The organism is Sphingomonas sp. (genome assembly GCF_041661825.1).
In the GTDB taxonomy this organism is placed as follows: Bacteria; Pseudomonadota; Alphaproteobacteria; order Sphingomonadales; family Sphingomonadaceae; genus Sphingomonas.
This window is the reverse complement of record NZ_JBAZTU010000010.1, coordinates 40464-52677: the sequence shown is the minus strand read 5'-3', so window position 1 is coordinate 52677 and position 12214 is coordinate 40464. Positions and strand designations below refer to the sequence as shown.

Below are 12214 nucleotides of genomic sequence, written 5' to 3'. Positions count from 1 at the left end.
GCGTCGCCCGGGCCATGGTGGAGGCGGCGCGGTGAAATTCGTCCTCGCCGCAGCAGCGGCCGGCGGGATAGCCGCAGCGGCAGCGGGCGGGTCTTCGCCGACTCCCACGCCGACGCCGACCCCCACGCCGACGCCGACCCCCACGCCGACGCCGACCCCCACGCCGACGCCGACCCCCACGCCGACGCCGACCCCCACGCCGACGCCGACCCCCACGCCGACGCCTCCCACCGGGACCGCTGCGGTGTTCACCGAGTCTGCGGCTCTTAGCGGCACGCCCGGCACCAACCTCACCGCGACGCCATCGGCCGGTCTGCACGGCGCAGTCGCGACCACGACGGTGACGGCGGATTCCACGCCTAACGGCTTTACCGGGCATACCAGCTACACGACGCCGGGTGGCGTGGTGACAGTGACGTTCGGTGGCAGCAACAATTACAATAGCAACAGCACCAGGCTCGGCCAGACCGGGGTCGTGAATGCCGATTACACGATCGCAAGCAGTACCGACCCGGCGGTTACAACGGCCGGAGGCGGGTCGTTCGAGAACTATGCCCCGGTGGTGGGGCTGCAATATTCATCCTTCGGGGTGTGGAGCCTCAACCCCTGCAACAACAATTCGAACTGCACGCCCGCTTATGCGGGCACATACGGCGGCGCCCAGCCGGGCCAGGCGCTGACCGCCACCATGCCGACGACCGGCACCGCGGCATATACTGGCGGGGCGACCGGCTATGTGATCCAGCCGGTCGCCACCAACAGCACCAACGCGGCCCAGTTTTACGGCACGTCCAGTCTGACAGCGAATTTCGCCACCGGGAACGTCACCGGGTCGATCACCGCGATCAACGCCTATAGCGTCAACAACGGTGGCTCGGGCCAGACGCTGCTCGGCACGATCAACAATATCGGCGTTTCCGGCACGATCAGCGGCTCTACCTTTGGCGGCACCGCGAGCGTGACCGGCAGCGCGGGATCGGCGTTTGACATCGCCGGCGCGACCGGGACTATGAAGGGCGGGTTCTACGGTCCGGCCGCGAACGAGGTGGCGGGCGTGTTCAACCTTTCGGGCGGCGCCAACAACACCACGCTGATGGGTTCGTTCGGCGCGAAGCAGGCGCCCTCGGATCGCCGACTGAAGGTCGATGTCGAGCCATTGGGCGCGCTGCCCAACGGGCTGAAGCTGTATGGCTGGCGCTATAGCGGCGGCGCGCATCGTTTCACGGGCGTAATGGCCCAGGATCTGCTCGCGGACGCGCGCTATGCCGATGCGGTGATCGTCGATGACTCGGGACTGATGCGCGTCGATTATGCCCGCATCGGCTATGTGCCGCCCGATTTCGCGATGATGCGCCAGGAAGGCGAGGCCGCGCTGGCGCGCTATCGTCAGTCGCGACATTGAGAATGGCGGTCGGCGGGACGCGTCCCGCCGCCGCTTCACGATGGTCGGGCGCAGCGTCATCTTGATCGTCCCTTGCCTGTTGCTGTTCACGGTGTCCGTGGCGGACGCCGCGCCGAATACCGGACCGGTCGATCCGGCCGACGCGACGTTCACCAGCAAGGTCAATGAAGCGGAGCAGATGATCGCCGCCGGACGGTTAGCGGACGCGCGGGCGCGATTGGAACAACTCGAGAAGCAACGTCCGCGCGACACGCAGACCCAGTTCCTACTGGCGCTGCTTGATCGCCAGGATAAGGATTATGAGAGCGCGATCCGACGGTTCCATCGTATCCTCGTCAATGAGCCTACCGCCGTCCGCGTGCGTCTGGAACTGGGGCGCACCTTCTTCGAGAGCGGCGATTATACCAATGCCGAGCAGCAGTTCCGGTTCGCACGGGCTGGCAAGCTGCCCGCCGCGGTGATCCACAATGTCGACAATTATCTGTTCGCGATTCGGAGCCGTAAGACCTTCACGTTCAACTTCTCGCTGGCGGTCGCGCCCGATACCAATCTCAATGCCGGTCCGGCCACCGACACGGTCTCGCTCTATGGATTACCGTTCCAGCTGTCGCAGAATGCGAAGGCGAACAGCGGGGTGGGGCTGGTCGTCGACGGCGGCGCCGAGTGGGCGCCGCGCCTGTCGAAGACGGTGAAGTTCCGGATCGGGACCCAGCTTCACCGCGCGCAATATCGCGTGACCGATTTCGACGACATGACACTGGGCTTCTATGCCGGTCCACGAGTGAATCTGCGTCGATGGGAATTCAACCTTCTCGGCAACGTCGCGCGGCGCTGGTATGGCGACCGTGTCTATACTAACATCGCAGGCGGCAATGCCGACGCAACCTATTTCCTGAACCGGCGCGTCGGAATTGGGGTCGGTCTCAATCTCTTCCATCTGCAATATGTCGCGAATCCCGACCAGAGCGGCGACGGCGGCAATGTCGCATTCAATCTCTTCTATACGCCGACGCCGGCCAGCTTCGTACGCGCCGCCGTCCAGGTCGGTCAGTTGGACGCGCGCCTGCCGGCTTATGCTAATCACTCGTACCAGCTTGGCGTCACCTATGTCCGCGAGATCGCAGGCGGGATCACGATCGGTCTCTCGCCGACCTATACGCGGATCGGCTATGACGCACCGCTCGCAGCGTTCAACGCGACCCGCATCGATCATCAATACAGCGGCCAGCTAACGCTGCTGAGTCGTCGGATCGACATTCACGGGCTCACGCCGCGCATCGCCTATACCTACACGCGCAACGACAGTTCGATTTCGCTCTACAAATTTTCCCGAAGCCGCGTCGAGATTGGGGTTACCAGCGCCTTCTGACGCGTCGCCAGCGCTCAACTAGCGCCGTCAATCAATTCGTTGATGCCAGCGGCAAGCTCATGATAGCCCTGACGTTTCATGTGGAAGCCGTCGTCAAATAGCCATCTCTCGTTGATTGCCTGGTTGACGTCAACAAATTGAACTTTCTCTATCTTGCTAGCCTGATCTGTAATCAGTTCGTTGTAACTTGCGCGGTGAAAAATCTCGTCCGGATATTTATCGAGCCTGCGGATATTTTCGAGCAGCACGATGATCTTGCACTCTTCGCTGGAATTTTCCGAGAGCCACTCCAGCGAGGCCCGCACCAAACCTTGTCGTTCCGCATGCGAATATTCCACGAAATGAAAATTGCGCACGAACCATAATGCGCGATCGCCCTGAAGGATGGATTTCACGGCGTCTTCATCGAACCTGACGATCAGACCGTCCGTGCCCCTGAAATAGTTGATCTCCATCATCCGATACAGCGACAGGATCAGTGCATCGGCGTTGCTGACAGCGGCGCGCAAGTCGGCCATGTCGGCGTGATCGAAAGCCGGAATCATCGATCGCATCGGACTCGCGCAAACCAGCTCTGGATCGTCGAGGATCAGAAACGGATCGTCCAAGCGCTTGATGATCCCGTCATTGTCCCGGTTGGTGAATTCGACGGATTGCGAGGAGCAATAAGTCGACAACTGCAACATGTCGCAGCCGCCGATCAGAACGATCCGTTGCTGGCGCAGCTTGCTGACGATCTCGTGGCTCGCGCCGATCTCGATCCAGTCGACGGCCGGATATTTATCGATCGGCGTGGCAACCGGCGGCACGACATCGATGGTCGGTCGATTGAGAAAATCATATACAAATTGCTCAATCCCCATGTTCATGATGCGGCATGAGAACACGAAGTGCTCGAGCTTATACTCCCGCAGGGTGGCAAGGGTCATGAAAAACCCGACCACGCCATAATCGCCATACTTATCCCACGCCCTGACGATCCCGGCCTTGAACCCGAAGGCGTCGAGTGACTGGTGAAATGCGTCCTTGTCCTCGTCCGTCACAATTCTGATTTTTGTGTAGTTCAGCTGGTTCGAGCGGTTGATGAGCTCGATGATGCGGTCGAAATGGGACTCGACCTCATAGTCTATGTCGATCCGTATCTCGCTCTGGCGCAGGAACTCCTCGTCGCCCTCGTCAGAATTCAGCTTGCTGTCATACCTGGCAGCGAGCAGCCGATAGTGGCTCAGCCGGGTCAGATCGCTGTCCGCCGAGCCTTGCAGATGAGTGCAATCCATCTGGGCGGCGAGCCTGGACGGGTTGTCGAGGCACATGATTCCGGGACAAGTGAAAGCGGCTTCGGCCAGAACCGAGGGATTGTCGTCGATGAGCACGACGTTTTCGGGACGAAGCTGCAAGGCGTCGATCACGTTCCTGATCGAACGGCCCTTGGAGGCGAAGCTTATGCTCGGCAGGACAAAATACTCCCAGACGCCCATCCTGCCGAGTTCGCTCTCGACCGAAGATTTCTCGTTCTTGGAGCATATCGACGAAACGATGCCGCGATGTGCCAGTGCGATCACGAGGTCGATATTGTTCTGGATCGGGGTGATCGGTTCCTCGGACAGCGTGCCTTGCCAGAATGTGTCGTCAAGGTCCCATACCACCAGCTTGACCTGGTTGTTGACGATTTGGCCAGAAGGCGCCGTCGGCTGCGTCACTCAAGAGCCCTTTCGCCTAGCCGGACTTCTTAGAATTGCGCTTGTCTCTGTCGGTTCGCCTCATTTGGCAACCCTTGCAGATCAAATCGAGGCGCGCAGCAAGCTTGAGGCGCTTCGCCTTTCCGGTAGCACGCTCCCGTTTTGGTTTGGCCGTCGGTTGCTATATCTGCTGAAGCGCGACCGCCGCAGACGGCGGGCGCCGTTGCCGCGACAACCGGCTCGCTTTCATCACGGCCAGAAATGGATTCCTTGTCAGCATGCTCCAGTCGCGTCGAAGAATTCGGTTGTGAAACGCGAACGTTCGTGAACTGGTGATGACCACGCAACACTCAACTCCCAGCGTTGCTTTTGGCCCTAATCCTAATTGTGCATCGCACCGGTTGCTTGACCTTGCTGGCGGCCTGTTCGCAAGCGTCAATCGCCTCGCGATTGTCGCGGCGCATTTCGGCAGCGTCCGCGATGGCCTGCCAAGTGCCTGGGCTGTCCGCGCGCATGATCCGGGTGCCCGCCTCCCACAAGGTCGGCTCGCCAACCATATGCCGCGCCATGCGCTCGGGCATATGCCAGTTTTCGGGTAGTGTGCGCGCCACCACGCCGGGAAGGAACGACCACAACAGGCATCCGGCCAGCATACTGCCGCCTGCGGTCCATAAGAGGCGCTCGCGCCGCTCGCGCTTTTGGTGGACCACGCCGACAAGATCGCGGATGATCCTCGCCGCTTCCTGATGGGCCTCCCGTGCTTCGCGAAGCGTTGCGCTGTCGGCCCGGCGGGATTTCTCCGCCGCCGCGTCCATCCGCGTCGCCAGCCCTTCCGGTGTCAACAGCATGGCCGGCTTTTCGGCAATGCCCGCCAGCCCTTGTGCGATGGCAGCAAGCCGTGTGTTCATCTGGCCGAGCGTGGCGCTGTAGTCTGGAACGTCTATGCTCGCCCGCTCGGCCGCCAGGTGCTCGACCGCGCGGGACATCACCGCGATCCGGCCATCTAGGCGCGCGAACGCCTGCGCGGCAGTTTCCGCTACCGGCTCTTGCTCGTTCAACAGAGATTGTTCGTCGGGCATTTCTTCCTCCTATCGGCCAATTCCAAGGCTGCGGGATTGTTCGAAAGACACATGGTCGGCGAGGTCGTGGGCCAGCTTGCGGCCCATGTCAGTGCCGATCCCGAGTTCATGGCGTCGGCCGCGCAGCAGTGATTCCACCTGCGCGTCGCGCTCAAGGCTCTTCGCCATACCCGCCATCTGACCGCCGACCTTGCGCGCGCCCCGCAAATCCCCGTCGTGTTGCAAGTCCTCGCGGTGACGCTGCAACTGCTGCCACCCTTCCACAAACTTGTCGGCACGTTGAACGGGATCGATGCGGATTTCGGCCTCAAGCTGCATCGCGCGCATTGCTGCCTGGCTACGGCCTTCCGCTGCCTCACGGACAAGCTCTGGGCTGTGCCTGAAGGCCGCACGCAAATCGGTTGAGGCATCGGGGCGGATGGCGTCCAATGCCTCTCTGGCGCGCTCCAGCGCCTCGCGCTGGTGCGGCATGGCGGCCGAGCCTGACCCGCGCATCCGCTCGATCTCATCCAGCGCCCTGGCATAGCGCTCGACCGCGCCGCGCTGTCCACCGGCGCGCATCGGTTCCTGCCGTGCCGGTTCCTGCCGCTCGGGTTGAAAATCCGCGAACATGTCCTGTTCGCGCGTCGCGGGGATCTTCGGCTTGAAATTGTCGAAGATCCCGCGCGCCTTCTCCGGAACCTTGCGGATGATCTCGGCAACGCGTTCGCGGAATGTAATCCCACGCCGCTCTGCGAACGCCTGCGCCGGATCGGCACGTTCGTAATCACTCGCCATGTCCTTGGCGCGTTCGCGCGATAGCGTGCGGACCAGCCGGGACTGATCGGCGAAGTCGTCACGGCCATAATGAAGCTCGACGCCATCCCGGTGGCGGGACAACGCGACATAGGCTCCGTGGCTGTCCATGCCGGGCGTGGCGAGGACATGGGCGCGATCTACGGTCATACCCTGCGCCTTGTGGATCGTGGCCGCATAGCCGTGATCGACATAGCCATAGTCCTTCGTGTCGAACACCACGACACGCCCATCATCGGTGCGGACGGCCATGCTCTGCGCGCTGACCTGTTCGATCGTGCCCAGCGTACCGTTCTTCACGCCAAGGCCGCGTTCGTTGCGCAGGAACATCACACGGTCGCCTGACGCGAAATGCCGCTCGCCGCGCTCGGCTTTCACCCGCACATCGTCGCCCAGCTCACCCGCGTCGCGCATCCGGCCGCGCGCGGTGTTGTTGAGGTCGCGCACCTCGTCATTGGTGTGGGTAAGGATGATGCGCGTATCGCCGGGATTGGTCTGCCGCGCCCGGTCCCAGCGATCAACAAGGTCGCCGCGCGCGTCGTCGCGTGTGGCGGCCGGATGGACCATGCCATGCTCGCCATAGTCGTGGATCGCATCGCCGGTCCTGCCGGTGGCGAGATGGCGGGTTGCATCACGCTGCCAGTCGGTGCGCTGCCGGCGAACCTCGGTAATCTCGACACCGCCATGCCGCTCATGGATCGACCGGAATGCCGCCCCCGCCTCGATCGACTGCAATTGCTGCGGATCGCCGACCAATACGACTTTCGCGCCTGCGTCGGCGGCATGGGACAGCACCCGCTCCATCTGGCGCGTGCCGACCATGCCCGCTTCGTCGATCACCAGCACGTCGCGCGCGGTGAGCAGGTCGCGGCCCTGCGCCCATCCATGTTCCATACTGGCGATGGTGCGCGAGCCGATGCCGGAGCCGTTTTCCAGACCCTCGGCGGCGATGCCGGACAGCGCCGCCCCGTGCACTGTGAACCCGGCGCCTTCCCATGCCTCGCGCGCCACACCCAGCATCGCCGACTTGCCGGTGCCGGCATAGCCAACCACGATGGCAAGATCGCTTGGGCGCGCTATATGGGAGAGAGCGGCCTTCTGATCCCCCTCGAGAATAAGGCCGTTACTCCCGGCAGCATCGATGGCTCGGTCCATCGCTGTTGTCGGGAGCCCATGCCGGTCGCGCTCCGCCATCAAGCTGGCCGCGCGCTGCAACCGCTGTTCGGCCTCGATCATCTCGCGGCTGGTCAAGCGATCTTCGCCCTGCCCGTCCCTGCCCAAGGCAACGAGATCAGGCGAGCCGCGCACTGCGCTCATCGCGGCGTCGAACTGCTCTTTGCCGTCCGAATGACTGTGAATGAACATCGCCATATCGCGGCGGGTGAATGTCGCCTGTTGGTGGGTGATCGCGTTGAGCGCGATGCGTGGTTCCGCGATGATGCGTTCGCCATTGCGCCGCGCGATCTCTCGGTGATCCTCGATCCGCTCGGATTCAAGGCCACGCTCGCCCATGCGCTGCGCCGCCGGACCAATCTTGTCCTGTGGCTCAAGATCGATGCCTTGACGTTCAAGGCTGCGATGATCGATGCGCGCGTCGATATCGAGTTCGGCCAAGCGCTCGTTGACATGATCCGCCCACCGCTCGCGCCATTGCTCGACAAGTTCGGTGCGGTTCCAGTCGCGCACCTTCGCGCCGAACCCGTCTTCGCCAACCTCGCGCATCGTGAGCATGACATGGGCATGGGGTTTGGGCTCGCCGTCCGCGCCGATGTCCCAATGCACATTGAGGTCGGCGATCATGCCGCGATCGACAAACTCTTGGGCAACAAAATCGCGGGCAAGCTCGATGCCCTGTGCATGCGTCATCTCGCGGGGAATGGCGAACTCGACTTCGCGAGAAAGCTGGGCATCCTTGCGCTTCTCGAACGCCTCGACTTCGTTCCAGAGCTTTTCGCGATCGGACAGATGCTCCGGCGCGCCCTCGGGCAGGAGCATCTCCGAATGGACGACGCCCGACTTGTTGGTGAAGTCATGGTCGCGATCGAGCCGCTCGTCATGCAGCCGCGATGCCGAGCGATAGGCGGCGGCCGCGACGGCACTGCGGCCGCTGGCGCGGCTGATGACCTTCACGCTGAAATGGTAGATCGCCATGACGGCAATCCATCTACACTTCAGCAGCGACGTCGGCACGACGTATAAGCGCGCCCTCACTCGAAAAATTCCGGTGAGGGACCGGGTAGTACCAGACTGTCCCGGCGACTCTACAGCATTACGCCCTGCCCTCTATTATCATGTCTGCATCATCTCTCAATGGAGACTTTCGATGCGCAAACCCCGTGACTTCGATTCGGAACTCAAAGCCCTTGCGGACAAGGCACGTCAACTCAAGGAACGCCGGGTGCGTCAACTCGGCGAACTGGTCGCGGCGACGGGGGCCGATGCGCTCGACACCGATCTGCTCGCCGGGGTGCTGCTCGATGCTGTCGCCACGAAGGACGCGGCGACAAAGGAGGGCTGGCGCAAGCGGGGCGTGGCGTTCTTTCAAGGCAAAGCACGAAAGCCTGCGCCGGGACCTCAACGCCAACCGGGCGGCACTCTACCGCTCGACGGCGGCGCGGCATCGGCTTGAAGCACGAAAGGCGCGGACCGACTTGCGCGAATGGGTCGTGAAACGGCGCGAGCGAACGCGGCATCTGATCGAGTTGGGTGGCCTCGTGGTGAAAGCGGGGCTGGTCGATCTGACAGACGATGACCGCGCTACGCTCTACGGCGCGTTCCTCACCGTGGCGGACATGCTGCGCGGTGATGAACGCGGCAACGCCCTCGCCCTCTGGCAGCGCAAGGGCAAGCGCGCGTTCGAGGCCGAAAAGGAAACGCCGGACGATTGATCTCCGCTTTATCGATTCGGTTGCGGCGTCCGGTCCTTGTTGCGCTTGTCGGCAACATAGCTCTGGCCGTTCGCCGTCTTCACGATCTCAAACAGGCCGGTGGCGGCAAAGAGCGCTGGGAAGTTCTTTACGCCATAGTTGCGCGGATCGATCGGGGCTTGCCGTTTGACGGCGCTCCCCGCTGCCGACATGGCCGCCCATCCATCCTCATGCGCGGAGGCATCCACAGCGCCGCGCAAGACCGTTACAAGCGCGGTGTCCTGCGCCAGGGGCTTGGCCGTTTTCGTATCGCCGGACGCTTTTTCCTTGGCCGCGGACTTCGGCTTGGCCTTGGGTTTTACCGCTGGTTCACTGGAGGTCGTGGCCTGCGCCGGACCGTCCAGGCTATCGAGAAAGAGGAAGGTCGTGCAGGCGTTGACGAATGGCGCGGGCGTCTTGCGTTCCCCAAAGCCATAAACTTCATGTCCGTTGGCTTTCAACTGCATCACCAATGGCGTGAAATCCGCGTCGCTCGATGCGAGGCAAAAGGCGTCGGGCTTCTGCGTGTAAAGCAACTCCATCGCGTCGATCACCAGCGCAATGTCGGTCGCATTCTTGCCCGTCGAATAGCTGAACTGCTGAATGGGTCGGATCGCGAAATCGTGTAGCTTGTCTTTCCAGTTCTTGAGGCCCGAACTCGCCCAATCGCCATAGGCCCGGCGAATGTTGGCCGTGCCGTATTTGGAAAGCTCGGCCAGAATCGCCGCGATGTTGCTGTGCGACACATTATCGGCGTCGATCAGCAATGCGATCCTGCGATCCGATGTGCCGCGCGGGCAATCCTCATTATCCATTGGTTCGTTCATGCCTTTCGATCTCGTCCACATCATCGCGTGGCTATCGGGATAGACTACAAGCCTGAACATCGACACGCGCAAAACATCCATTAAAGGTGCGCGCCCGAAGCAGAGCAGATGCTCGCCTCCTATGCCAACGAATCAGGAAATACTCATGTCGGAAGAAACAACCTTGAACGCGGTCGAGCTTGCGGCCGAACTCACGATCGCCTGGCTCGGCAATCAGAACAACCGGGTTGCGGCCGAAGACGTGCCGGCGTTCCTGCGCACAATGCACGCGACCGTGACCGAACTTGCGGCTGGATCGTCAGCACCGGCAGCGGGCGCAGAAGACGCGGCGCCGGTGGAAGAATTCACGCCGGCCGTCACCGCGCGCAAGTCGCTCGCGTCGAAAGATCACATCATCTCGATGATCGACGGAAAGCCTTACAAAACCCTGCGGCGGCATCTGTCGGGGCATGGTCTAACGCCGGAACAGTACCGCCAGCGCTACAATCTGAAGGCCGATTATCCGATGGTCGCGGAAAGCTATTCAGAAGCGCGCCGGGCGATGGCACATCGGATCGGGCTCGGCCAGAAGGGCCGGCAGGCAAAAGCGGCGGCGGCAGCCCCTGCCCCAGCGGCAAAGCCAAAGCGCGCGCCCCGTACCGCCAAGTCAGCCTGATTCCGCCGGCGCCGCCCGATATCGATCGGGCGGCGCCAGCCGCTACTAACAGCGCCTTCACATCGGAATACCGGGCGCGGGGGAATCGCGCTCACCAATAGCGGCGCCACCACCTCCACCAGCAGCGGTGAGAGCCTCGTGATCGGTTCGTCCGGCCTGCCGCCGGCGGCTCGCGATCTGTTGGCGCGACGTCCCTGAGCAGGCGGTCTATGCCGTAAAGCGCATTTGCGATTTCGGTCTGAACCTCCTCAATGGTGATGCCCAGTCGCTCAGCAATCTGCGCATAGGACAGGTCGTCCACGCGATGAAGCCAGAACACCTTGCGCGTGCGCTCCGGAAGCGCATCAAAAGCGCGTCGAAGGGCTTGGGGGTCGATCATCGCCGCCACCCGCGCGGACGAGGATGCCCTGTTATGCGGTGCACGTGGTCCAGCAGCGCGCGCAGCAGCGGCCGAATCTGATCGGCCGTGAACCCGCCGTCATCCGGTTCAGGCTCGCCCCAACGGGGCGGCTGATTCCATTTCCAGTAAGGCGTGAGCACCACCGCCAGTCGCCCCATGCCGGGGCACTCATGGCCCAGCCCGGTCGCGTTGGCGTAGGCCAGAGACTTGGCGACACGCAGGCCGATATGGCGCGCGCACCATTTATCCTCAAAGCCGATGTCCAGCAAATGGCCACTCAGGGCCAGTTGGGCGACGATCCCGGAATAATAGAGGGTTTCGGCGTTACTCGTGAGAATTCCGGCTTCGAGCGTCTCGAAGAAGCTCTCCGCACGATGATAGCGAACCCTGCTCAAGCTCCGCCCTTCCCTGCTGCGGCAGAGCAACGCCGGCTCGTCGTCATGCTCCCGGTGAAGTGTCGCCAATGCCTCGCTCCAAGGCGACGTCACAACGGAAACCGCAACCGGCGTTGCGGTCAGCGTCCGCAACAAGGCGCGGCGTGACGTGCGGGAAGCAACCGACGAATCATCGGGAGAGAGATTGCCTGCGGTCATGGGCCTGCCTTCCTCGTCTGCTTTCTCGAAGGCGGTCCACAACGCCCCAAGAACAATAAGCGGCACCGCTTATAGCTTGAATGGCAGGAAATAATCAATAACCGGTGCCGCTTATTCGGCTTCCGATTGAACGCACCCCATGCTTGGTTACGACGCGGGCATGGGACGACCGCCGCTCAACGTAAAATCGACCAACATTCGCCTGCCGGAGGGTCTCGGCGCGCGCATCGATAAGCTGGTCGGGCGGCAGCGCAGGGCCGCATTCATCCGCGAGGTGCTTGAGCGTGAAGTCGAGCGGTTGGAAAAGCTGGACGGGCAATCCATCCGGTCAAGCTAAGGCTGGCAGCCCAAGGCTGATCTCGACTGTGTTCCGTCCGGGCATGATGGCCGGATCGTGTGCGGATCGCTCGGTTCGCTTGTCCCGAGAGGCCGCGTTCGTGGCGCGCTGCTCATCATATGCGCAAACCGGCACTTCAGTGCCTCCCCTCTTGCGGTGCGGGAAGGTTTTG

12 protein-coding genes are annotated in these 12214 nt (G+C 62.5%); 6 read left to right on the top strand and 6 right to left on the bottom strand.

All coding sequences use genetic code 11. The features are described 5' to 3' along the window. A partial coding sequence (locus WC729_RS29925; RefSeq protein WP_372858500.1) for a transferrin-binding protein-like solute binding protein occupies window positions 1–1402 on the top strand: 1402 nt, incomplete at its 5' end. A gap of 97 nt (window positions 1403–1499) precedes the next feature. Further along, window positions 1500–2771: a surface lipoprotein assembly modifier gene (locus tag WC729_RS29920; RefSeq protein WP_372858499.1), complete on the top strand. Its 1272-nt coding sequence runs from the start codon at window positions 1500–1502 to the stop codon at window positions 2769–2771. Window positions 2772–2785: 14 nt separating this feature from the next. On the opposite strand, the gene WC729_RS29915 is transcribed toward WC729_RS29920, so the two are convergent. The 3 genes from WC729_RS29915 to traA form a co-directional block, all read right to left on the bottom strand. After that, a complete protein-coding gene (locus tag WC729_RS29915) occupies window positions 2786–4471 on the bottom strand; it encodes a hypothetical protein (protein ID WP_372858497.1) in 1686 nt (561 codons plus the stop codon). 329 nt (window positions 4472–4800) lie between these two features. Beyond that, complete coding sequence (locus WC729_RS29910; protein WP_372858496.1) at window positions 4801–5529, bottom strand: DUF6118 family protein; 729 nt, start codon at window positions 5527–5529, stop codon at window positions 4801–4803. Between the two features lie 9 nt (window positions 5530–5538). Next, on the bottom strand, window positions 5539–8475 hold the full coding sequence (gene traA, locus WC729_RS29905) for a Ti-type conjugative transfer relaxase TraA (protein WP_372858495.1): 2937 nt from the start codon (window positions 8473–8475) through the stop codon (window positions 5539–5541). Window positions 8476–8647: 172 nt separating this feature from the next. Between traA and WC729_RS29900 the strand changes: the two genes are divergently transcribed. Together WC729_RS29900 and WC729_RS29895 are read left to right on the top strand one after the other, a co-directional pair. Continuing rightward, the gene (locus WC729_RS29900) at window positions 8648–8953 is read left to right on the top strand and encodes a conjugal transfer protein TraD (protein ID WP_372858494.1); all 306 of its coding nucleotides are present in this window, start codon (window positions 8648–8650) and stop codon (window positions 8951–8953) included. Between the two features lie 22 nt (window positions 8954–8975). Further along, a complete protein-coding gene (locus tag WC729_RS29895; RefSeq protein WP_372858492.1) occupies window positions 8976–9212 on the top strand; it encodes a conjugal transfer protein TraD in 237 nt (78 codons plus the stop codon). Between the two features lie 8 nt (window positions 9213–9220). Here WC729_RS29895 and WC729_RS29890 read toward each other — a convergent pair whose 3' ends face one another. Continuing rightward, window positions 9221–10057 carry an NYN domain-containing protein gene (locus tag WC729_RS29890; protein ID WP_372858491.1) on the bottom strand — a complete coding sequence of 279 codons (837 nt, stop codon included), beginning with the start codon at window positions 10055–10057 and terminating at the stop codon, window positions 9221–9223. Between the two features lie 145 nt (window positions 10058–10202). On the opposite strand from WC729_RS29890, the gene WC729_RS29885 reads away from it, so the two are divergent. After that, the gene (locus WC729_RS29885) at window positions 10203–10712 is read left to right on the top strand and encodes a MucR family transcriptional regulator (protein WP_372858489.1); all 510 of its coding nucleotides are present in this window, start codon (window positions 10203–10205) and stop codon (window positions 10710–10712) included. A 91-nt stretch (window positions 10713–10803) separates the two neighbouring features. Here the strand turns inward: WC729_RS29885 and WC729_RS29880 are convergent, their stop codons facing one another. Next, window positions 10804–11091, bottom strand: coding sequence for a sigma factor-like helix-turn-helix DNA-binding protein (locus WC729_RS29880; RefSeq protein WP_372858487.1), 288 nt, complete (start codon window positions 11089–11091; stop codon window positions 10804–10806). After that, entirely contained in the window at window positions 11088–11705 is a 618-nt protein-coding gene (locus tag WC729_RS29875; protein ID WP_372858486.1) for a hypothetical protein, read from the bottom strand. Before WC729_RS29875 ends, WC729_RS29880 begins: the two co-directional genes overlap by 4 nt. Before the next feature lie 139 nt (window positions 11706–11844). Between WC729_RS29875 and WC729_RS29870 the strand changes: the two genes are divergently transcribed. Further along, the gene (locus WC729_RS29870; protein ID WP_372858484.1) at window positions 11845–12042 is read left to right on the top strand and encodes a hypothetical protein; all 198 of its coding nucleotides are present in this window, start codon (window positions 11845–11847) and stop codon (window positions 12040–12042) included. Window positions 12043–12214: the final 172 nt, after the last annotated feature.

Coding starts and splice junctions, on each gene's coding strand:
- WC729_RS29910 (WP_372858496.1), bottom strand. CDS start 5,529: ATGCCCGACGAACAATCTCTGTTGAACGAGCAAGAGCCGGTAGCGGAA.
- traA (WP_372858495.1), bottom strand. CDS start 8,475: ATGGCGATCTACCATTTCAGCGTGAAGGTCATCAGCCGCGCCAGCGGC.
- WC729_RS29900 (WP_372858494.1), top strand. CDS start 8,648: ATGCGCAAACCCCGTGACTTCGATTCGGAACTCAAAGCCCTTGCGGAC.
- WC729_RS29890 (WP_372858491.1), bottom strand. CDS start 10,057: ATGAACGAACCAATGGATAATGAGGATTGCCCGCGCGGCACATCGGAT.
- WC729_RS29885 (WP_372858489.1), top strand. CDS start 10,203: ATGTCGGAAGAAACAACCTTGAACGCGGTCGAGCTTGCGGCCGAACTC.
- WC729_RS29880 (WP_372858487.1), bottom strand. CDS start 11,091: ATGATCGACCCCCAAGCCCTTCGACGCGCTTTTGATGCGCTTCCGGAG.
- WC729_RS29875 (WP_372858486.1), bottom strand. CDS start 11,705: ATGACCGCAGGCAATCTCTCTCCCGATGATTCGTCGGTTGCTTCCCGC.
- WC729_RS29870 (WP_372858484.1), top strand. CDS start 11,845: ATGCTTGGTTACGACGCGGGCATGGGACGACCGCCGCTCAACGTAAAA.